This is a genomic window from Yersinia aleksiciae, from assembly GCF_001047675.1.
GTDB classification, from domain to species: Bacteria; Pseudomonadota; Gammaproteobacteria; order Enterobacterales; family Enterobacteriaceae; genus Yersinia; species Yersinia aleksiciae.
The window spans coordinates 1,558,504-1,580,693 of record NZ_CP011975.1; the positions used below are offsets into that span (position 1 = coordinate 1,558,504).

Below are 22,190 nucleotides of genomic sequence, written 5' to 3' on the forward strand. Positions count from 1 at the left end.
GCACTCAGGGGCAGCCAATTGTCTCTGAGGCTATTTTTAGTCATCACCCAATTATCCCCAAAGTCATTGGAGTTGCAGGTAGGCAGCGCGCCCCTGCAGCTTCAAGTGCGAAGGGATATTCTTAAATCACCAGTGCCTGGCGTCTTTGCTCCGGCAACCCCTGCAATACCAACTGATAAGAGCGATCAATCAACGAATAAAACTGCGAATTGGGTAACTCGCCATCCAGAAACACCGTGTTCCAGTGCGCTTTATTCAAGTGTTCACTCGGCACGATCTCCGGATGTTGCTCCCGTAAGCTCTCGGCCAATTCTGGGCTGGTTTTCAATGAAATAGAGGGGCGCCCTTTCGTCTCACCCACCATGGCAAACATCACGTCCCCGACTTTAATCTGATTGACCTGCCACGCCTCATGGTCACTCTGCTCAGCCCCCGGCTTGGACATGCAGTATTCCAATAATGCGGAATTATTCATTGGGTTATCTCCTGTAATGGGCCCATGCCGTCTCGCGAAAGGGCCTCATAAGTTATTTGCTCCATAAAAGCATTCAATCCATCGATACAGCGATCAGCTGAAATGCTAGCTTGCACCTCTAACTATAGATTTACTGTGAGCGATGAATGATCATTTGGCCTGAGTCAGCCACATTATTAGTATATTCTTTAATCAATTTACAGCCATTCGCCTGAGGCAAAATAGGCAGAAGATGGGGGTAAGTGGCGGAAAATTGGCAGAAAAAATAAAAGAAAAAGGCGCAATGACTGCGCCTTGATAACTCAATTACTGTACGGCAGCAAAAGCGGTAGCAACTCGCTGGACATTGCTGTGATTGACGCCCGCCATGCACATCCTGCCGCTGGCAATCAGATAGACACCAAACTCTTCGCGTAGGCGATCAACCTGTGCCTCGCTAAAACCGGTGTAGCTGAACATACCGCGCTGTTGCAGCAAATAGTCAAAATTGCGATGGGGTAGCGAGGCTTTTAAGGCTTGTACCAATGTGCTGCGCATTTCAATAATCCGCAGCCGCATCTGTTCCACCTCGGCCTGCCATTTCGTGCGCAATTCACTGTCATGCAGCACTCTCGAAACCACCTGCGCACCAAAGTTTGGCGGGCTAGAGTAGTTACGGCGCACCGTGGCTTTCAGTTGCCCCAATACGCGGCCAGCCGCCTCTTCACTTTCGCACACCACGGACAGGCCACCGACCCGCTCGTTATACAGGGAGAAGATTTTGGAGAAGGAGTTACTCACCAGACACGGCAACTCTGCTGCTGCCATTGCGCGAATGGCGTAGGCATCTTCGTTCAACCCGGCACCAAAACCTTGATAGGCGATATCGAGGAACGGAATCAGATCCCGCGCTTTCGCCACGTCAATAACCTGATCCCATTGCCCATCCGTCAGATCAGAACCCGTCGGGTTATGGCAGCATGGATGTAGCAACACGATGCTTCTGGCAGGTAATTGCTGCAATGTTGCCAGCATTTGGTCGAATTTTACGCCCAGTTTCTTATCATCAAAGTAGGGATAAGTATTCACCTGAAAACCTGCGCCACCGAAAATAGCGACATGATTTTCCCAAGTGGGATCACTGACCCACACCTGCGAATCAGGGAAATAGTGATGAAGGAAATCAGCACCCACTTTCAGTGCGCCAGAACCGCCTACAGTTTGGATCGTCGCGACCCGTTGCTGAGCCAGCATCGGATGGTCGCTACCAAAAAGTAACTGCTGAATGGCAATACGGTAGGATTGTAAACCTTCCATCGGCAAATACACCGGTGTTCCGTGTGGCTGAGCATTCAACTGAGCTTCAGCGATGTCCACCGCCTGCATTTGCGGGATTTCACCTTGCTCGTTGTAATAAAGCCCGATGCTCAAATTGACTTTATGGGCCCGGTCGTCGGCTTTAAAACTTTCCATCAGCGAAAGGATGGGATCACCTGCATAGGCGTCAACATTCTGGAACACGGCGCTGCTCTCCTGTATCAATAATAATTATCTCTACCCTTATACCTTATTCACCCAGATATTCCATCGCTACGCGGGAGGTCAGCTTAGTGATCAATTCATAGGCGCTGATACCGGTGCAGGCCGCGATTTTCTCGACGGGCAATTCGGCCCCCCACAACAGCACTTCATCGCCCACTTTGTCGTGGGCATCTGGCCCGAGATCGACAGAAATCATATCCATGGAAACCCGGCCGACAATGCACACTTCGCGGCCATTGACCCACATCGGTGTACCTGAGGGAGCGCTACGGGGATAACCGTCGCCGTAACCCATCGCCACCACACCCAAGCGTGTATCTCGCTCACTGACCCAAGTGCCGCCATAACCCACCGGCTCACCGGCTTTATGCTCACGCACCGCAATCAGGCTGGATTTTAATGCCATAGCCGGTAATAAATTGAAATGGCTGGCGTAGGGTTCATCCAGCGGCGAAACGCCGTACAAAATGATCCCTGGGCGAACCCAGTCACGGTGCGCTTCTGGCCACAGCAAGATACCACCGGATGCGGCAATAGATTGCTTACCGGGCTTATCGGCCGCGAAGGCATCAAAACAGGCAAGTTGCTGACGCGTGGTCTCCACTTGTGGCTCATCCGCGCGACTAAAGTGACTCATAATATTGACTGGCTGAATGACATTACGACATGCACTCAAGCGCTGATAAAAAGCTTCCGCGTGTTCAGGGCGCACGCCCAGACGGTGCATCCCGGTATCCAGTTTCATCCAAACAGTGATGGGGGCAGGAAGATCGGCGGCTTCCAGCGCTTCCAGTTGCTCAATACTGTGAATCGCCGTTTCAATGCGGTTCGCCACCAGAATCGGCAGGTCTTCGGCGGCAAAGAAGCCCTCCAGCAGCAAAATCGGTTTTACAATTCCGCCGGAGCGCAGCATCAGGGCTTCCCCGATCCGCGCGACGCCATAGCAATCGGCATCCTGCAAGGTATGCGCTATTTCTAATAACCCGTGGCCATAAGCGTTTGCCTTCACAACAGCAATCAGGCGGCTTTGCGGCGCCATGCGCCGAACCTGTTGCAGGTTATGTCGCAGAGCGCGGCGGTCAATTACTGCGGTTGCCGCTTTCATTTCTTATCCTTAGTAGATGTTATGCCCAAAGTCATTGGAGTTGCAGATAGGCCGCAAGCTAACAAACCTACGGCTTAAAGTATGAGGGGATATTATTCGTCGTCGTATTGCGGACCCGCATAGTTATCGAAACGCGACCATTGACCATTAAACTTCAGTCGAACAGAACCGATCGGGCCGTTACGCTGTTTACCCAAAATAATTTGTGCGATCCCTTTCTCATCACTGTTCTCGTGATAAACCTCATCACGGTAGATAAACATGATTAAGTCAGCATCCTGCTCGATAGATCCGGATTCACGTAAGTCGGAGTTAACTGGCCGTTTATCGGCGCGCTGCTCCAAACTACGGTTAAGCTGCGACAGTGCCACCACCGGCACTTGCAGCTCCTTGGCTAAGGCTTTGAGGGAGCGTGATATTTCAGCGATTTCCAAGGTGCGGTTATCCGACAGCGACGGCACCCTCATCAATTGCAGGTAGTCGATCATGATCAGGCTTAAGCCACCATGCTCACGGAAGATACGCCGCGCACGGGAGCGCACTTCAGTGGGTGTCAGGCCAGAGGAATCATCGATGTACATGTTGCGCTTTTCCATCAATATCCCCATGGTGCTGGAGATACGCGCCCAATCCTCATCATCGAGCTGACCGGTACGGATGCGGGTCTGATCGACATGTGACAGCGAGGCCAACATACGCATCATGATCTGGTCGCCGGGCATCTCCAAACTGAAGATCAATACCGGCTTTTCCTGCATCATCGCGGCATTTTCGCATAAGTTCATCGCAAAGGTGGTTTTACCCATCGATGGACGCGCCGCGACAATAATCAAATCTGATTTCTGCAAGCCAGCGGTCTTTTTATCCAAATCGGTAAAGCCGGTTGAAACACCGGTGACACCATCATGAGGGCGCTGATAGAGCTGCTCAATTCGTGCGACAGTGGCTTCGAGGATTTGATCGACACTTTTCGGCCCTTCATCTTTGCTGGCACGACTTTCGGCAATTTGGAAAACTTTGGATTCCGCCAGATCCAGCAGGTCTTCACTGCTACGCCCTTGGGGATCGTAACCGGCATCGGCGATCTCATTGGCGACAGAGATCATCTCACGGACGACGGCACGTTCGCGCACAATATCAGCATAAGCACCGATATTCGCTGCACTTGGCGTATTTTTGGAGAGCTCTGCCAAATAGGCAAAACCCCCGACTGAATCTAAATCGCCCTTTTGCTCCAGTGACTCAGACAAGGTGATCAGGTCGATCGGCTTGCTGTTTTCCAGCAAACGTTGCATTTCAGTAAAGATCCGACGATGCGGGCGGCTGAAAAAGTCATTACTGGCGACACGTTCTGACACGTTATCCCAGCGCTCGTTATCCAGCATCAAACCGCCCAACACGGACTGCTCTGCCTCCAGCGAATGAGGCGGCAGCTTCAGCCCTTCCATCTGGCGATCTCGTGGCTCTGTCATATTGTTGGTTGGTTTTTTGGCGGCCATGAAGAGTGTTCTTTACCTTTGTTGCGAATAGAAAAATGACGAATAGAAAATATAGCGACCTAGTATATACCCAAAGCAATTGGAGTTGCAGGTAGGTGGTAAATGAATGACAAATCGGTCAGATGCTGAGCAGTTTTTTGCTGAGTGAATGCTGCCACTTCAAGCACTGAGTGCGAATGATGAATTACCTATCACTTATCGGTCTGAGCCAGATCTTGGCTACCCACACAGAACCCTGTAGGGTGAAAACACATCTACATCGAGGAACTACTATGGCAAAGCATATTCAATTTACCACCACTGGCGGGCCTGAAGTGTTGCAATACCTTGATTTTACACCAACAGATCCCGCTGCTGATGAAGTTCAGGTAGAGAACAAAGCGATCGGCATTAACTATATTGATACTTATGTCCGCAGCGGGCTTTATTCGCCACCCCATTTTCCGAGCGGCTTGGGAACAGAGGCGGCTGGCGTTATCGTGAAAGTGGGTTCATCGGTCAACACCCTAAAAGTGGGGGATCGAGTGGTCTACGCTCAGTCAGCTCTCGGCGCTTACAGCGAAGTACATAATGTGGCAGCGGAGAGAATTGCCTTGCTCCCTGAGCAGATCTCTTTCGAACAAGCGGCAGCCTCATTCCTTAAGGGGCTGACAGTCCAATATTTATTGCGTCAGACCCATGAAATCAAACCCGGTGAAGTGTTCTTATTCCACGCGGCAGCAGGTGGTGTCGGACTCATTGCCTGCCAATGGGCGAAAGCACTGGGCGCAAAACTGATTGGTAGTGTTGGCTCGGATGAAAAAGCCAAATTAGCCAAAGCCGCGGGGGCTTGGGCGACGATTAACTACCGCACAGAAAATATCGCCGAGCGGGTGGCTGAACTGACCCATGGCGAAAAAGTGGGCGTGGTGTATGACTCGGTGGGGAAAAGCACTTGGCTGGATTCACTCAACAGCCTTAAGCGCCGAGGTTTACTGGTCAGCTTCGGCAATGCCTCCGGCCCAGTGACAGGGGTTGACCTTGCTATACTGAACCAAAAAGGCGCGCTCTACGTGACCCGCCCATCACTCAATGTGTATGTGACCAATCGGCAAGAGCTGGAAAGTGCCAGTCAGGAGCTATTCTCACTGATTATCAGTGGCGCAATTAATGTTGATGTGGCTAAAAACCAACAATTCCCACTGCGGGATGCTCGTCGTGCCCATGAGATATTAGAAAGCCGCCAGACCACGGGATCCAGCTTGCTGATCCCTTAATTGCAACCTCCGATAATGGATAGCTAAATATTACTATCCATTATTTTAGTTTTAATTTATTAAAAAAATCACTTTCTATTATTTTCAGACCATTATTCAATACATCCTAATTGCAACTACATAAATAAATATATACCCTCAAAACGTAATATTTGTATACGCTCACTCATTATATTTTATAAGGATTTAATTATGAGTAATACAGAAAGTAGTAGAAATATAGATTCATTATTAAAAAGCATCTACAGCGACTGTAAAATCAATAACTTAGAGTTTCAATTATTAAGAGATTTTGCTGATGAAAAATTTGATCTTCTATTAGAAAATTATGGTGAAAACAATAATTTATCCGCATTCCAAAAATCTATGGATGTTACGGTTCAATTAATGCAACAGAGTTTTTTTGATATCAAAAAACAGTGCGAAAATGATGATGAGAAAAAAATAGCTAAAGAAGCATTTGATTCACAAATGGCTTATATCATCGCTAACTATGAACGATTTTTTTCTAATCTTTGATATTAATACTTAGCGCCCTGTTAAAACGGATATTCTTCTCGCTAGTATCACCGTGAAAGTAATAACCGGGGCCTCTGATAACAAGAGGCCCCGGTTACACTATTTTCTTTGATGCACATGTAGGGGTACAGCAGAGTATTCCACCAGAACTAACTGCCGTTTATACGGCTATTTTTACCTCTGGCAGGGATGAAAATGTAATACCAAATCGTATTGCGTAGCATCCTAGCAAGCACCTTGGAGAAAAAATACGTTTTCCCTCAGATTCGTCCGACTAAACTTTCAGGCTGTGATCGCTGCCGCAAGAAAGTAAAATTTTAGTAACGCCTGACGGTCGGTTTCTGCATCGAACGCCAGAGCCAGACGACGACGACAGCCAGAACCAGCCATGGCAACAGCTTAATCATCATAACGAATAACCCACCTACCATCATAAAAGCCGCCGCAACCAGCAAAGCTGCAAATATCCCTAGTAGGGAAATACCGGTCACCATCAACATAATGAAAAAACCGATCACGAAAAGAATTTCAAACATGGCAGACTCCTCACTCATTATTTATTTCCCACGCGCCACATCGTCAAATATCACGGTACCGACAGGGGTTTTAGCAAGAGTATTACAAGAAACGTGCCAAATTAGTGATGCTAGCTAATACATTGAATTTATTATCGATAAGTTAGCCACTGCCTACCAAAGCAATCGGTAGGCATGGTCGATTTGACTAATTTATAGTGAATTTTACTGTGGACGAGTGACCAGCGCCAATGCCTGCTCGACGACCGAGACATCTGCACCAGGCTTATGCGCATTTTCACTGAGATGGCGACGCCACTGACGTGCGCCGGGAATGCCTTGGAAAATACCCAGAATATGGCGGGTGATGTGGCCGAGATAGGCACCCCGTGACAACTCCTGCTCGATATAAGGATAAAGCGCTTCAATCGCCCTAACGCTATCGACTACCGGAGCCTTCGAATCAAACAACTCGCGATCCACTTGCGTCAAAATACTTGGGTTTTGGTAGGCTTCGCGCCCCATCATCACCCCATCAAGGTGTTTGAGATGCTCTTTGGCTTCAGCCAGCGTTTTCACCCCGCCGTTAATGGCGATGGTCAGCGCAGGGAAATCACGTTTGAGCTGATAAACCCGCTCATAATCCAGTGGCGGCACTTCGCGGTTCTCTTTCGGGCTAAGCCCTGAGAGCCAGGCTTTTCGCGCATGGATGGTGAAAATATCACACTCGCCCTGTTCAGCGACGGTTTGCACGAATTCGCACAAAAACTCATAGCTATCCAGTTGGTCAATTCCAATACGGGTTTTCACCGTTACCGGAATAGAAACCACGTCACGCATCGCCTTAATGCAATCAGCCACCAGATTGGCCTCAGCCATTAAGCAGGCACCAAAACGACCATTTTGCACGCGGTCAGAGGGGCAACCTACATTCAGATTTATTTCATTGTAGCCGCGCAGTTCAGCCTGTTTGGCACAATGCGCTAATGCCTGCGGGTCGCTACCACCGAGTTGCAGCGCGACGGGATGATCCTGCTCACTATAAGCCAGATAGTCGCCTTTACCATGAATAATGGCCCCTGTAGTGACCATCTCGGTATAGAGCAACGTTTGTTTGGTTAACAAACGATGAAAATAGCGGCAATGGCGATCTGTCCAGTCGAGCATCGGCGCGACGGAGAAACGCTGTAGGGGGTATGGTGGCTTAGTGGCCTGAGTGCTGGAAAATATCTGAGCTTCGTGCATTTACTGTGATTTCATCTGTTATTACTGCATCTATTATCCATTGATTTGTTCACTGAGTGAACAATACAAAGGGATGGAACTCGCGATTGTACCATAGAACCTTGCCATGGCTGCTGGTGTGATGGTGGAGCCCTATGAGGGTGAGGTCATAACGTGATAACCAAGTCGGTGACGGCGGTGATATGCCAGAATTGTGATAGCCACCTTCCCCTCGCCTTTTCATCTATCGGCGATTAACAGTAAATATGGTAAAATCAGTTCAATTCGACTGCTGCGGGATGTATATGATGAACCCTATCAATCAGGAAAAACTGTTGGCTCAAGCTGAAAGCTTGTGCCAACAACGAAACGTCCGGCTGACACCGCAACGTCTTGAAGTATTACGCTTAATGGCGCAACAGCCAGGCGCAATCAGCGCGTATGATTTATTGGATTTGCTGCGCATTTCTGAGCCTCAGGCTAAACCGCCGACCGTTTATCGCGCATTGGATTTTTTACTAGAGCAAGGTTTTATTCACCGTGTTGAATCAGCGAACAGCTATGTGCTGTGCCATCATTTTGAAGAGCCAACCCATACTTCGGCGCTATTTATCTGCGATCGCTGCAAGATAGTGACAGAACGCACCACTGTGGGTATTGAAGAAGCGCTGGCGCAATTAGCCAAACAGTCAGGTTTTACACTGCGTCATAGTGTGGTTGAAGCCCATGGGTTATGTGCTGAGTGCGGGGTGGTTGAAGCTTGTGAAAGCCATGATCATTGCGATCACGACCACTCGATTGTGACCAAAAAGAAATAGCACCCTACCGATAATAAATAGACTGTCGCCCGTAAGGCGGCAGGATAATAATTAATTATTAAAAAATAAGACACTTCCTTGTGTCGCATCGATATAAATACTCAGTCTTGTATAATGCCTTCTATTAAAGATGGCTATCTCATTCATGGTAATTAAGCAACCACCAATAAAATATAAATTTAATAATAAGCATACAATTTAAAGAGAGACCCGTGTAATTTATATCGATATCAATTTAATTCCATTTAACGCGGCTATTACCAGTGATATTTACTGTGTTCTTCCCAGGCTTTAACTTCTTTCTCGGCTTGCTCTTTCTGATAGCCGTATTTCTCCTGGATTTTCCCTACCAGCTGGTCACGCTTACCTTCAATCACCTTAAGGTCATCGTCGGTCAGCTTGCCCCATTTCTCTTTCACTTTACCTTTAAACTGCTTCCAGTTACCGTCAGCTTGATCTTTATTCATGATATCTCCGTTACCTTGGGATTAGTCAGTTTATTTAGTACGATAAACATTCACTATTTATAAATAGCGACATTATTTAAATTTGACCATTCACAGTCATCACTTATTTAAATATCATCACAATGTTTATCGTAGGAATAACTATAGCAGATGAGACTGATAATTAAAGTTGGGCCAGTATTAATCACTGGATTGGTGGTGGGAAAGTAAAAATAAGCACTAATAATATTTAGCGAAAACAGAGGGTAATAGCGAATGGTCGGAATGTTCTCAATCTAAATATAATTAAGCGATTTGGTGGGGGATGGCGAATATACCCTCCTAGCTCGAAGGGTATATTGGTGACACTAGAATCAGATCCAGTCGCCATTACGGATGACGCCAACGGCCAATCCTTCAATGGTGAAGCTTTGTTCGCGCAGATCGACAACAATCGGCTGGAACTCGCTATTCTCTGGCAGAAGCTGCACGATATTACCCTGTTTTTTCAGGCGTTTTACCGTTACTTCATCATCGATGCGGGCAACAACCACTTGGCCGTTCCGCACATCCTGCGTTTTGTGTACCGCCAGTAAGTCGCCATCCAGAATACCGATATCTCTCATCGACATCCCATTAACTCGCAACAGAAAATCTGCGCTTGGCTTAAACATCGATGGATCGACTTTATAGTGCCCTTCGATATGTTGCTGTGCCAGCAGGGGTTCACCTGCGGCAACCCGTCCAATCAGTGGCAGGCCATCCTCTTCTTCCATCAGCAAACGAATGCCACGGGAAGCGCCAGAGACAATCTCAATCACACCCTTACGGGCCAGTGCTTTTAAATGCTCTTCAGCGGCGTTAGGAGAGCGAAACCCCAGACGCTGCGCAATTTCGGCACGGGTCGGTGGCATGCCGGTTTGCGCTAAGTGATCGCGAACCAGGTCATAAACCTCTTGCTGTCTGGTAGTAAGTGCTTTCATTCCGCCCCCTGTTTGTTTATACAGTCTTGCTGTGAGTATATACAGGTAAGCGGGCGTTGGGAACCAAAGAGTGAATAAAAACAGGGATTAATCACAGCTTATTTGTGTCCTGTTGTTAACTCACTGCCCTGCTATTCACGATAACATTATCCGAAATGGTGCCAAAGTGCGGTTACCCAGACGAAAATGGCTAACAAAACAGCTAAAAATACAGCGGCGGAACCCATATCTTTCGCTCGCCCTGAAAGCTCATGGAACTCACTGCCGATCCGGTCTACCACGGCCTCAATCGCACTATTGATAACTTCAATAATTATCACTAAAACAACACTGCCAATTAATAAAATGCGGGTTATAACATCTATATCCAGCCAAAACGCCAGTATGATAGCAATGATGGCAGCGACAGTTTCTTGGCGAAAAGCCGCTTCATTCTTCCAGGCTGCGCTTAAGCCTTTCGCAGAATAACCCGCTGCTTTATAGATCCGAGTTAATCCTGTTACTTGATTCGCCATGTTTTATTGCCTTTATCTTAAGTAGATGATGATTTTTACCGCTTTCTGTTGTCTCATCACCACAGATCTAAAAACCAGTTTCTGGTATCCTTGCGATGAATTGCTAACAAGAGGCTTCATGTAGTTATGTCAGGTTGGCGTAAAATATATTATAAGTTGTTGAATTTACCACTTAAATTGTTGGTAAAAAGCAAGGTTATTCCGGCAGATCCTGTGACTGAGTTAGGGTTAGACCCGACTCGTCCTATTCTGTACGTTTTGCCTTACAATTCTAAGGCTGATTTACTGACTTTGCGAGCGCAGTGTCAGGCGCTGGATCTGCCCGATCCATTGATTCCATTGGAGATCGATGGCGTGCTGCTTCCCAGCCATGTGTTTATCGACAATGGCCCGCGGGTCTTTCGCTATTACGCGCCTAAACAGGAGTCGGTAAAACTCTTCCACGATTATCTGGATCTGCATCGCAATAATCCGGCGCTGGATATCCAGATGCTGCCGGTTTCTGTGATGTTTGGCCGCTCACCGGGGCGTGAGGGCCATGGTACGCCGCATCTCCGCGTGCTAAACGGCATACAGAAATTCTTTGCCGTCTTGTGGCTGGGGCGCGATAGCTTTGTGCGTTTCTCGACCACAGTCTCACTGCGCCGTATGGCCAGCGAACACGGCACCGATAAAACCATCGCCCATAAGCTGGCGCGCGTGGCGCGGATGCACTTCTCACGTCAGCGCTTGGCGGCAGTCGGCCCAAGCCTGCCAGCCCGTCAGGATCTGTTCCAGAAGCTGTTAACCTCCAAGGCGATTGAAAAAGCCGTGGCTGATGAAGCGCGGACCAAGAAAATCTCCCATGAGAAAGCGCAGCAGAACGCCATTACGCTGATGGAAGAGATTGCAGCGGACTTCTCTTATGAAGCCGTGCGTCTGTCCGACCGGGTATTGAGCTGGACGTGGAACCGTCTGTATCAGGGTATTAACGTCCATAATGCTGAGCGCGTGCGGCAGTTGGCGCAAGATGGTCATGAGATCGTCTATGTGCCTTGCCATCGCAGCCATATGGATTACCTGCTGCTCTCCTACGTGCTCTATCATCAGGGTCTGGTGCCGCCACATATTGCGGCGGGTATTAACCTTAACTTCTGGCCTGCTGGCCCGATTTTCCGCCGTTTGGGTGCGTTCTTTATCCGCCGTACCTTTAAGGGCAACAAACTCTACTCAACGGTGTTCCGTGAATATCTGGGCGAGCTGTTTACCCGTGGTTATTCGGTGGAATACTTTGTGGAAGGGGGCCGTTCACGAACTGGCCGTCTGCTGGAGCCAAAAACCGGCACGCTGTCGATGACCATTCAGGCCATGTTGCGTGGTGGCTCGCGCCCAATCACCTTGGTGCCGATTTATATTGGCTACGAGCATGTGATGGAAGTGGGCACTTACGCCAAAGAGCTGCGTGGCGCGACCAAAGAGAAAGAGAACCTGTTGCAGATGTTACGTGGCCTGCGCAAGTTGCGTAATCTCGGCCAGGGCTACGTCAATTTTGGTGAGCCGATCCCGCTGACCACCTACCTGAACACCAATGTACCGCAATGGCGGGATGCTATCGATCCGATTGAAGCCCAGCGCCCGAGTTGGTTGACGCCAGCGGTGAATGATTTGGCTGGTAAGATCATGGTCAGAATCAACAATGCGGCGGCAGCTAATGCCATGAACCTCTGTTCTACCGCGTTGTTAGCTTCACGTCAGCGCTCACTGACCCGCGAGCAACTGCTCGAGCAACTCGATTGCTACCTGCAACTGATGCGCAATGTGCCTTATGCGAAAGATGTCACCGTGCCGGATAAAACGCCGGAAGAGTTACTGAATCACGCCTTGAATATGAATAAGTTCGAGGTAGAGAAAGACAATATCGGTGACATTATTATCCTGCCACGGGAACAAGCCGTGCTGATGACCTACTATCGCAATAATATCCAGCACTTGCTGATGTTGCCGTCACTGATTGCCAGTATGGTGATGTACCACCGACGTATTACCCGCGCCGAGTTGTTGCGGCAAATCAGCATGATTTATCCGATGTTGAAAGCGGAACTGTTCCTGCATTACAGCAAAGAGCAGTTACCGCAGACGCTGGATACGTTGATTGATGAACTGGCTCGCCAGCAGCTGATTTGCGATAAAGGGAACGAATTGGTGCTGAATCCGGCCCGTATTCGTCCGCTGCAATTATTGGCCGCCGGTGTGCGCGAGACACTACAACGCTACGCGATTACGCTGTCGCTCCTCAGTGCCAACCCAAGTATCAACCGTGGGGCGCTGGAGAAAGAGAGTCGCATCATGGCGCAGCGTTTGTCCGTGCTGCATGGGATTAACGCACCGGAGTTCTTCGATAAAGCGGTCTTTTCAACGCTGGTCGGTACCTTGCGTGAAGAGGGGTATATCAGTGATAGCGGTGATGCGGTTCAAGCCCATACGCTGGAAGTGTATAACATGCTGAGCGCCTTGATGACGCCAGAAGTGAAGCTGACCATTGAAAGCGTCAGTATGCCAGCGGAAACCAGCAACCCACGGCCGGAACCTGAGGCAGAGGATAAATCGGAAGATTAATCCTTCAGCGCAAAAATAAGAGTGGCCAGATTTATCGTCTGGCCATTTTTTTTACCGTCTTGCCCATTATTTACAAGTAGTTGATGAGAATGCCTAAAAACAGCACCAATCCCACATAATTATTATTCAAGAACGCACGGAAACAGGCATCCCGCTCACGCCCGGCAATCATCTTCTGTTGATGAACAAACAGCGCCCCTGCCAGCAAGATTGACCAGTAAAATGCCCCGCCCAGATTCATCAACCAGCCTATGGCAACCAGCAACACCAGCGTAGCCAGTTGCAGCAAACCGATGATCAACTTGTCATGCTGACCAAATAAAATGGCGGTGGATTTCACGCCAATTTTTAGATCGTCATCACGATCAACCATGGCGTATTGCGTGTCGTAAGCGACGGTCCAGCAGATATTGGCCAGTAATAGCAGCCAGCAAACCAGCGGTAAACTTTCGCTGACCGCAGCAAAACCCATGGGGATTGACCACCCAAAGGCTGCGCCTAAAACCACCTGTGGCAGATGGGTGACCCGCTTCATAAACGGATAAACCCAGGCCAGAGCCAGTGCAGCCAACGACAACCCAATGGTCATAAGATTGAGGGTTAAAACCAAACCAAACGAGAGCAGCACCAAGACGACGAATAGGATTTTGCTCTCTTTCTCACTGATCAGGCCGCTGGGTAAGGGTCGGGACGCCGTGCGTTTCACAAAGCCATCAATATGTCGGTCAGCATAATCATTGACCACACAACCGGCCGCACGCATGAAAAACACCCCTAAGACAAAGACGATCAATATTCGCGTCTCAGGAATGCCTTGCCCCGCCAACCATAATGCCCAAAGGGTCGGCCACAACAACAGTAATGAGCCAATAGGTTTATCAATACGCATCAAACGGCAATAGGCCAGCCATTTGCTCTGAACAATACTTCCCTTCAATTTATCCATCTCCTAAATCTCACCGCCACATCAACCGGCTGAAACCGAATAAAGCGGCGAGGCCGGTAAAAAAACTTCAGTCAGTAACAAGGGCTTGCCAGATAGGCGCAGCAACGATCGGCGCGCCCAAAGTACATCTTGTCGCCCCACTTGGATATAATCCCGGGTTAAATTATTGCCACCAAATAGATAGCGCCCAAGCGGCAGTGTGCCTAAATCCACCAGCGCGCGGTCAGGGCCGGACAGGGTCTCCTCGGGGATCACCGTGCGACCCAGTAGCCAGGGTTCATTATCACCACACAAAATGATTTCCCGCAGCCAATAGCGTTCGCTTACGGGTAAATGCTCTGCATCTTCACCTAACTCACTGCGCGTAATAAAGCATTCCCGTTGCGGTTCGACGTGTACCCGCTGGCAATGCTGTTCAAAACGCCGGGTCATAGATCCCAACTCCATCAGCCAGTCAGCGATGTCAGTGGGAAGATTTGGTTGCTCAATGGCATACCATTGGATAGGTTTTAAAATTGATGCATCGCCGGTGGGCATGCGACTCGCTCCCTACCGGGGATAAAAATCTATCCCCGCTGATTCGTAAATAGGGAGCCATTGTAGCGCAGATTGGGTCTCCAGCGACATCAGCTTACTTTTTATGACCACCACACTGAACTCATATCCTAATTGCGCGTGTACATATCAATATGTTCAAGGATATCTTCAACCTGCATTCCTTTTCCCACAAATTGAGTGTCGTTGTTTGGATCTCGTGCTGAAAAATAGCCCTCTTCAGTATCATCAAAATCAATAGGATAAAAAGTATTGGTTTTTTTGTCATATAATACATTATTAATATTCATATCATTATGGACTATATTGTAATGACCTAAATCGTCCATCATGCGTAAAAATCTCTCCCTTGCATCTTTCGGGAATATTTTTGAATTAATCTCTTTCAGGGTTTTCCCTGGCACTCGGTACATTCTTATATAAGATTGATTATTCTGCTCAACTATTTCAGCTGCGCCTTCGCCGTAGTATCGATTAAAAAGCTCCACCCCTTGAGCGAAGACTTCGTTTATTAATTCCCTATTTCGTTTAGGCAGTCTCTTTAAAACAAAACCGGGGTTATTGGCATCAACATAAACATCTCCCATTAATCCGCTGCCAATTTTTTTACCTAATTTAATGACAGGGTTAAATTCAGGATTCGACGTTTTTGAGAAAGAGGGTCCGCCCCCCGGTAATCGACCCTGCTGGATAAATGTCGGACCATGTTTTAGGACAACGCCCAAGTATTTACCGGTGACTGAATCAACTTCCCAATAAACGCCGCTGCCCCCCTGCCGCACCCAAGCTTCACGTACTCCATCAGGGGCTTGTGGATCAGTCAACTCAATCCGTTGCGCTTCAACCTTCGTTCCAGACGAGATCATTTCGCCTTCCCCAGCCGGTAAACGGGGGGTTATGGCAGGTTGTGGCGTTGGCGCTAAAGAACCCGAGGGTTTTCCGCCCTGCGGAGGGTTTTTTATCAGTTTTACCCCCCGCTCCATTCCCTTGAATTGGCTAGTCGCCATCAGCATTGTGATCATCCCTGCCGCCATCTTTTCCTTTTCGTTGCGATAGCGCGGCCCCTCAACGCTGGAGATAGTACACATGGGGTTAGGTACGGGCAGTTGACAGACCCAATGCCTCTCCAATGATGACCAGGCATTGCCCCAAAAACGCGAGCTCTCAGACTCTGGCCGATAGTCTTTGGCAAGAGCATTGATTTTATCTTGCAGCACACGACCCTCTGGCCGCTGACCTTCATCAATTAATAACTTAATTGCCTGGGCCAAAATAGCCGGATGAGATTTTATCTTGCTGTTATATGCGGTTTTTTTCGCCTCTAATGTATCAATAACGTTAATCAGCCTACCGTCGTTACCGAGCACAGACATATTAGCGACAAAGTGATTGCTTGCATTGCGACGCCGTTTAAATTCCTCAACGGGTGAGTCGTTTTCCTTCTGTGAATAGCCATATTGAGGATCCTGGCGGTAAATATATCGCCTGGAAGTCTCAATATTTCTTACCCCTTTCTCTTTCAGAATCTCTCTTATCGCCTGATTTTCATCAAACAGGGCTGGAGGATGGCGATAGGCCAAACGCATATCGAGATAATCTAATTGCCGCTCTATTTTTTCTTGCTCGGTTTTATAACGTCCGTGGTGTGCCAACTTGTATAACGGATGGTTAGGCTCAAAAATTTCAGCCAACATTTTAAGCCCCAACTCAAACCTTTCATGCTCTATATCAATAGCTGTATTACCAATAATATTGTCTGCAATTTGTTTTAATATATTAATAGTGAGCTGTTCTGGTTTAGATAAATAGGAGAAATCAGTGAGTTCGGTATTGAGTTTGAATATCTTTGCCGCTTGCTCTAAGGTCAAAAACTCGACTTCATTAGATTGGCTGAAATGAGATAAGAAGATAGCCATCGGGCTGTAGTGCGCGCCACCCACCTGATGCAACTGCTGTTCTTCCTTATTTAATAAGTCATACAACTGCTCAGTATTCTTATCTTCTAATTCATCAAGGGTGTTGCCTTGCAATTGATAATGTAACTTGAGTGTGGCTCTAAGTGAAAATGCCAAACTACCTACGGCAGATTGAGAATCGAAAATTTGAGTGCAATCCTGCTGGCTAAAGTCAGTCTCACCAGATCCGATTGACATCAACTCTTCCAAACTTAACGATTGAATTTTCAGGTATCTCCCCTGGGCATTTTTCGGCGCAAATCTATTGGCAAGATAACCCCCGGATGATTGCAATATGGACGGCGGAGCATCCATCCCTTCATGTATCACCCTTAACGCGCTGACCGCTCTGGAAATAGGCAGCTCTGGCGCATCCATTTGGTTGATTCCCCAATCGTTAAAATCCGCTGTGGAAACCGCCGCTATTTCACCATAACGATTTCCATAATGGGAATGGTTATAAAGTATCGCCGCCTGAATCCTGATCTCTTTATTTTCAGGCCGATAAATTACAGCAGATAATTCAGCCAACTTAGGCTGTCCCTCTCGATGTAGCCACCAGGCAAGGCTCAGAGCGCCGAGTGGGGTGAGTTTTTCCTCTGTGGATAGTGTCTGGTTTTTTTGGGATAACTTAAAAAAGATTTCCCGTTCCAGACTAATAACGCGTGCTTTTTCATACCCTTGGTTGGCCGTTAACCCGGGCCTTAAGCGCGATAAATAATCCAAGCCATCGGCAAGAAATATATCTTTTACATCATAGAGTTGTAGATAGAAATCTACAATTCTCCCTATACGGGCGTCACTGATGTCTGGAAATTGCTGCGCCCACGTCTGTTGATCCATTTCTCTGGAACGATCAATTAACTTCATCGCCTGACGAAATACGGGATCTGAAGTAGAGCTGACATTGGGCAGCTCCTTTGCCATTTTTTCCAATACGACATGATCTCTTGCCGTTATTTTTAACGGCAATATTCTCTCTTCCTGCAGGGACGTACATTGAGCCATGATAGAACTCATGGTTAATAACGAAAGATTATCTTCTTCAATCGGAGTCGACCAAGTTTGCATTAAAGGGGAGGATTGCGGCGGAGTCCATGAATAAAGTTGAGTTTTCTGCAACATCAATCAGTTCCTTATAATTAAATTGATTAATAATAATGATTGTTTGAAATAGCTTTCCGTCACTCAATTTATAATAACTGCGCTGGCCCAATTAATGACCTTGTAGATCCTCTTTTATCTTTGTCATTTTAATAAATTATTAAGTAACTTGATCTGATAATTAAGCAGAATAAATATATATAGCAGCGTGTATTACGGAGTATTAGAGCGGAGGAGTTCGGGTACTGCACAAGCTCAGTATGACGACGCGCAGTAGCCGCTCATATATCCCAATAAAAAAAGGTGCGTCGAAACGCACCAACCATCTAGCCATACTCGGCAGTGCCGGGATTTAACCCTTGCCTTTTACACTACCAATAAAGGTTTTTCGGGCTGAAGTTGAGCCCAAATGTTCCGCCTCGTTCAACAATTTCAGCGCCTTATCGACATCACCGGCTTTCACCGCGTCTTTAATCGCTTGGTTGAAGTAGTTTTCAGTCTCGCTCAGCATCGGTTCTGTTGGTTTTGCCGGTGCAGGTGCCGCTACCGCTGCGGGTTGAGCAGCACTGCCCACCACGACCGGGGCCGAAGCCGGTGCTGACTGAATTAAGCCAATCATGACGTTACCCATGCCTTGCTCGGCAGTGGCTTTAATTTTCAGGTTACCCGTTGGCATATGCTTGGCAATGGGGTCTGGAATATCTGGCACCGCGTTACCCACGCCCATGGCGTAAGCTTTGGCTGGATCAAGCAGTTTGGTGGTTTTTGCCAGATCTTCGCGAGTGGTATACACCAGCAGATAAATTTGTTTCTGGCCCAGCGCAGGCGTCAGTTTCATCACCCCTTGCAGGCGGTCGCTGGTCATGATGCCCGCTTTTTCATAGGTGAAATAGCTGGAAGGATAGTAAGCGGCCGGGCGCATTTGCTCGTCGAGCACCAATACGCTAGGGGAGAACAGCTGGTTATCGGTCACTAAGCTGTTAAGGGTGATCTCCATCGATCCACGATCGGCAGGCAGTGCAAAGGCAGCAACCGCCCCCTCAATATTCCCTTGCGAGATTTGTGGGCTGGCAGCCGTCAGTTTGATGTCTTGTGTCGCCGGTGGCACTAATGGCTGCCATGGCAACTGCTGTAATGTGGCGGTACTGATCGTCGGGGCGATAGAGACATTCGCCGGAGAAATGGTTGAGTCAGCTTGCACTGCCAGAGGTGCGGTGACCCCCAAAGCCAATGCCAGACAGAGTGTCAGCAGATTTTTTTTCATTGTTATACCCTCATACATTGAGCGTCGCGCTAACTGTGCACAGGCAAGGTTGGCAGAGTTAACCAATTTACCCTTCATACTTCGCGCTGCATGTGCGTTGGCTGCAACTTGAGGTATGACGGGTATATAGACTTATCTTGTTAAAAACGGGAGTCAAAATAGAACAACCGCCCCAAAGGACGGCTGCCCCACTTCTGTTACCACCAAGCTTCGAATTGCGCACCGAAGGTGACTTCGTTGCTCTTGCCACGGCTGTTAGTATCGATGGTGCCGTTTTGCGCGACGCCAGTGGTATCGTTGTAGCCCCACTTCTCATCCCAGTTGGCATAAGTTGCGAAGACGCGGATTGCCGGACGTGACCAGATGCTATCGCCTGCCTGCCATTGTTGTGCCAAGGTCAGTTTGTACTGGCCGTTACGCTCGCCGGTATGTTGTGACTTAACATTGTCGTAGCCCGCTTCCAGCAAAGTACTCATGATTGGCGTCCATTTGTACATTGGGCGCACACCCACGCTGTACCAAGTGGTGCCATTGTTGTTGTCCCAATCTGTATCTTGGTATAACGCGACATACATCATGTCCCACTTCTCAGCCAGATTGATGGCACCGTGGTCAATGATACGCAGCATATGGCCGTTATTATTCACCGATGTCCCTTGTGAATGGCCGCTGTTATAGGAGGTCATGGAGTCAGTAGCATACTGAATAACAAATTTGTTAAAGCCACCCATCATGCTTTGGGTATGTTCAGTGGTCAGCATCACGCCATCTTTCGAGGCATCTTGTGCTAATGCATAACCATCCTGGGTATTAGCGCGGCCGTAATCCACACCAAACTCCAAGGTGCCGCCTGGGTTAGTTTCTAAACCGGCTAAACGCACGTCGTACACATCATTAATGGTTTGATCAGCAAATTTTTGTTGATTGTCGATCCAGGCACTTGACCCCCCCGCTTCTGAGTTACGGGTTGCTGCCACTGATAATTTACCGAAGCCCAGATCAATAGCCTCTAAACCGGCACCTGGGCCAGAAATATCCCAGTAGTAGAAGTCAATCATATGGACGTCATGACGTTGATAGAAACGTTTACCGGCCCACATGTTAGCGCCAGGCAATGCTTCAATCAGATTTTTACCCTGCACGTTAGCTTCGCGGAATGCGGGTGTCGTCGATTCCCAGTCATCGCGTTGTGAAACGGAATACGCCACGTTGGAATCGAAGTAGAAGCTCTTATCGCCCTCTTTCCACAACTCCTGACCTAATTTAAGTTCCGCATAAGTTTCACACTCGTTACCCAAACGGTATTTGCTTTGAGCACCTGTCGCTTTGAAACATTGTTGTTCGCCACCGCTTCCCGTCCAACCGATACCAGAACGAGCGTACCCGTGGAAATCAACTGCCATGGCTTGAGTGGAAAGAACACCAGCGGCAACAGCCAGTGCTATCGGTAACTTGCGCAGAGTAATCATCAGTAATCTCCTGTTATATTTGCCTGTCGGCATGCGTGCTTAACATTTGCCGTCACGGGACGCGGCTATCTTTAAACGCCCAGTTCTTGGTACAACCGCTTGCATGCGCTGCCATCTTCGCGGAAGAGGTGGCAACGATGTGGTGGCAGACCGATGGAGAATGTTGCACCTTCTTCTACCAGCACCACGTCGTTCTGGCGGTAAACCAGGTTCTGACGTATTGCCGGGATTTGGATATGAATTTGCGTCTCGTTACCCAGCTGCTCGACCACCTGAATCTCGCCTTCCAGCGTGACTTCAGAGGCATTGCTTGGCAGCAGATGTTCCGGGCGGATACCCAAAGACATATTCGCGCCGACGTTAACCTGAGTGCCTTCTACCGGTAGCCACACTAACTGGCCATTGGGATTTGGCAGTTCGATCTGCACCTGATGAGGTTCAACGGCGGTCACTTTAACCGGTAAAAAATTCATTTTTGGCGAGCCGATAAAGCCCGCGACAAAGCGGTTGGCTGGGTAGTGGTAAAGCTCCAGTGGCTTACCCACCTGCGCCACATTGCCCGCATCCAACACCACAATTTTGTCGGCCAGCGTCATGGCTTCGACCTGATCATGGGTGACGTAAATCATGGTGCGTTGCAGCCGCTTGTGGAGCCGCGATATCTCAATGCGCATCTGCACTCGCAGTGCGGCATCCAGGTTGGATAGGGGTTCATCAAGCAAGAAAACATCTGGCTCAGCCACCAAGGTGCGACCGATCGCCACTCGCTGACGCTGGCCCCCTGATAGCGCCTTTGGTCGTCGGTCCAGCAGGTGAGCCAGTTGCAGCACTTCTGCTACCTGATTCACCCGTTGGTTAATTTCGGCTTTCTTTGCGCCGGCCAATTTCAGGCCAAACGACATGTTCTCTGCCACCGACAGGTGGGGATAAAGCGCATAGGACTGAAACACCATGCCGATGCCGCGTTCAGAAGGCGGCACTTCATTCATCCGCTTACCACCAATCAACAACTCACCCGAGGTAATGTCCTCAAGACCGGCAATCATCCGCAGCAGCGTTGACTTTCCACATCCGGATGGGCCAACAAACACCACAAATTCACCGTCATCGATCTCCAGATTGATATCTTTGGAAATCACAGCCTCACCAAAGGCTTTATAAACGCCGCTCAGCGTTACATTAGCCATCTGTTACTCCTTTGCTTTCGCAAACAACTTTTCATAAAAACCTGACTGAAGAAAAATGGCGGAAGCAAATCCCGGCATAACCCATCGATAACTCCCAGCCCTGATGACTCTCTTGCTACGCGTCGTTCCGCCAAGCTTTGAGCCGGTTGCCCCGGACGACGTCGCGGCCTGAGTATAGGGCGGCGCGCTAGTTAACGCTTCAACGTCTTGATCTGGCTGGGTAATAATTAACCTAACAA

19 protein-coding genes and 1 pseudogene are annotated in these 22,190 nt (G+C 48.5%); 4 read left to right on the forward strand and 16 right to left on the reverse strand.

Going from position 1 to position 22,190, the window contains the following annotated elements; translation table 11 throughout:
- Positions 1 to 121: 121 nt before the first annotated feature.
- The 4 genes from ACZ76_RS07185 to dnaB all read right to left on the reverse strand — a co-directional run bounded on the left by ACZ76_RS07185 (position 122) and on the right by dnaB (position 4,600).
- On the reverse strand, positions 122 to 475 hold the full coding sequence (locus ACZ76_RS07185; protein ID WP_048618101.1) for an MmcQ/YjbR family DNA-binding protein: 354 nt from the start codon (positions 473 to 475) through the stop codon (positions 122 to 124).
- 306 nt (positions 476 to 781) lie between these two features.
- Complete coding sequence (locus ACZ76_RS07190; protein WP_048618103.1) at positions 782 to 1,975, reverse strand: amino acid aminotransferase; 1,194 nt, start codon at positions 1,973 to 1,975, stop codon at positions 782 to 784.
- Between the two features lie 46 nt (positions 1,976 to 2,021).
- Entirely contained in the window at positions 2,022 to 3,101 is a 1,080-nt protein-coding gene (alr, locus tag ACZ76_RS07195) for an alanine racemase (RefSeq protein WP_048618105.1), read from the reverse strand.
- A 92-nt stretch (positions 3,102 to 3,193) separates the two neighbouring features.
- The gene (gene dnaB, locus ACZ76_RS07200; protein WP_005191462.1) at positions 3,194 to 4,600 is read right to left on the reverse strand and encodes a replicative DNA helicase; all 1,407 of its coding nucleotides are present in this window, start codon (positions 4,598 to 4,600) and stop codon (positions 3,194 to 3,196) included.
- A 272-nt stretch (positions 4,601 to 4,872) separates the two neighbouring features.
- Between dnaB and ACZ76_RS07205 the strand changes: the two genes are divergently transcribed.
- The gene (locus ACZ76_RS07205) at positions 4,873 to 5,856 is read left to right on the forward strand and encodes a quinone oxidoreductase (RefSeq protein WP_048618110.1); all 984 of its coding nucleotides are present in this window, start codon (positions 4,873 to 4,875) and stop codon (positions 5,854 to 5,856) included.
- Between the two features lie 192 nt (positions 5,857 to 6,048).
- The gene (locus ACZ76_RS07210; RefSeq protein WP_048618112.1) at positions 6,049 to 6,375 is read left to right on the forward strand and encodes a hypothetical protein; all 327 of its coding nucleotides are present in this window, start codon (positions 6,049 to 6,051) and stop codon (positions 6,373 to 6,375) included.
- A 317-nt stretch (positions 6,376 to 6,692) separates the two neighbouring features.
- Here ACZ76_RS07210 and pspG read toward each other — a convergent pair whose 3' ends face one another.
- Both pspG and dusA read right to left on the reverse strand, forming a co-directional pair.
- The gene (gene pspG / locus ACZ76_RS07215) at positions 6,693 to 6,911 is read right to left on the reverse strand and encodes an envelope stress response protein PspG (protein ID WP_048618114.1); all 219 of its coding nucleotides are present in this window, start codon (positions 6,909 to 6,911) and stop codon (positions 6,693 to 6,695) included.
- A gap of 204 nt (positions 6,912 to 7,115) precedes the next feature.
- The gene (gene dusA, locus ACZ76_RS07220) at positions 7,116 to 8,135 is read right to left on the reverse strand and encodes a tRNA dihydrouridine(20/20a) synthase DusA (protein ID WP_048618116.1); all 1,020 of its coding nucleotides are present in this window, start codon (positions 8,133 to 8,135) and stop codon (positions 7,116 to 7,118) included.
- Positions 8,136 to 8,422: 287 nt separating this feature from the next.
- On the opposite strand from dusA, the gene zur reads away from it, so the two are divergent.
- Positions 8,423 to 8,932 (forward strand): zinc uptake transcriptional repressor Zur, encoded by a 510-nt coding sequence (gene zur, locus ACZ76_RS07225; protein WP_048618118.1) that lies wholly within the window; start codon positions 8,423 to 8,425, stop codon positions 8,930 to 8,932.
- Positions 8,933 to 9,189: 257 nt separating this feature from the next.
- Here the strand turns inward: zur and ACZ76_RS07230 are convergent, their stop codons facing one another.
- From ACZ76_RS07230 to ACZ76_RS07240, 3 genes are all read right to left on the reverse strand, one after another.
- Positions 9,190 to 9,399, reverse strand: a complete 210-nt coding sequence (locus ACZ76_RS07230) for a CsbD family protein (RefSeq protein ID WP_048618120.1) — start codon at positions 9,397 to 9,399, stop codon at positions 9,190 to 9,192.
- 353 nt (positions 9,400 to 9,752) lie between these two features.
- The gene (gene lexA, locus ACZ76_RS07235) at positions 9,753 to 10,361 is read right to left on the reverse strand and encodes a transcriptional repressor LexA (protein WP_004704739.1); all 609 of its coding nucleotides are present in this window, start codon (positions 10,359 to 10,361) and stop codon (positions 9,753 to 9,755) included.
- A gap of 146 nt (positions 10,362 to 10,507) precedes the next feature.
- Positions 10,508 to 10,876 (reverse strand): diacylglycerol kinase, encoded by a 369-nt coding sequence (locus ACZ76_RS07240; protein ID WP_048618123.1) that lies wholly within the window; start codon positions 10,874 to 10,876, stop codon positions 10,508 to 10,510.
- 126 nt (positions 10,877 to 11,002) lie between these two features.
- Here ACZ76_RS07240 and plsB point away from each other — a divergent pair, with 126 nt between their 5' ends.
- Positions 11,003 to 13,471 carry a glycerol-3-phosphate 1-O-acyltransferase PlsB gene (plsB, locus tag ACZ76_RS07245; RefSeq protein WP_048618125.1) on the forward strand — a complete coding sequence of 823 codons (2,469 nt, stop codon included), beginning with the start codon at positions 11,003 to 11,005 and terminating at the stop codon, positions 13,469 to 13,471.
- A 70-nt stretch (positions 13,472 to 13,541) separates the two neighbouring features.
- Here plsB and ubiA read toward each other — a convergent pair whose 3' ends face one another.
- The 7 genes and pseudogenes from ubiA to ACZ76_RS19675 form a co-directional block, all read right to left on the reverse strand.
- Positions 13,542 to 14,408, reverse strand: coding sequence for a 4-hydroxybenzoate octaprenyltransferase (ubiA, locus tag ACZ76_RS07250; protein ID WP_048620228.1), 867 nt, complete (start codon positions 14,406 to 14,408; stop codon positions 13,542 to 13,544).
- A gap of 30 nt (positions 14,409 to 14,438) precedes the next feature.
- Positions 14,439 to 14,954: a chorismate lyase gene (gene ubiC / locus ACZ76_RS07255; protein WP_048618127.1), complete on the reverse strand. Its 516-nt coding sequence runs from the start codon at positions 14,952 to 14,954 to the stop codon at positions 14,439 to 14,441.
- A 128-nt stretch (positions 14,955 to 15,082) separates the two neighbouring features.
- Positions 15,083 to 18,052, reverse strand: coding sequence for an OspG family effector kinase (locus ACZ76_RS07260; protein WP_053082172.1), 2,970 nt, complete (start codon positions 18,050 to 18,052; stop codon positions 15,083 to 15,085).
- A 331-nt stretch (positions 18,053 to 18,383) separates the two neighbouring features.
- Positions 18,384 to 19,295, reverse strand: a complete 912-nt coding sequence (gene malM / locus ACZ76_RS07265; protein ID WP_048618129.1) for a maltose operon protein MalM — start codon at positions 19,293 to 19,295, stop codon at positions 18,384 to 18,386.
- Between the two features lie 197 nt (positions 19,296 to 19,492).
- Entirely contained in the window at positions 19,493 to 20,764 is a 1,272-nt protein-coding gene (locus ACZ76_RS07270; protein ID WP_048618131.1) for a maltoporin, read from the reverse strand.
- 71 nt (positions 20,765 to 20,835) lie between these two features.
- The gene (gene malK, locus ACZ76_RS07275; RefSeq protein ID WP_048618133.1) at positions 20,836 to 21,951 is read right to left on the reverse strand and encodes a maltose/maltodextrin ABC transporter ATP-binding protein MalK; all 1,116 of its coding nucleotides are present in this window, start codon (positions 21,949 to 21,951) and stop codon (positions 20,836 to 20,838) included.
- A gap of 3 nt (positions 21,952 to 21,954) precedes the next feature.
- Positions 21,955 to 22,179 (reverse strand): annotated as a pseudogene (locus ACZ76_RS19675) (hypothetical protein).
- Positions 22,180 to 22,190: the final 11 nt, after the last annotated feature.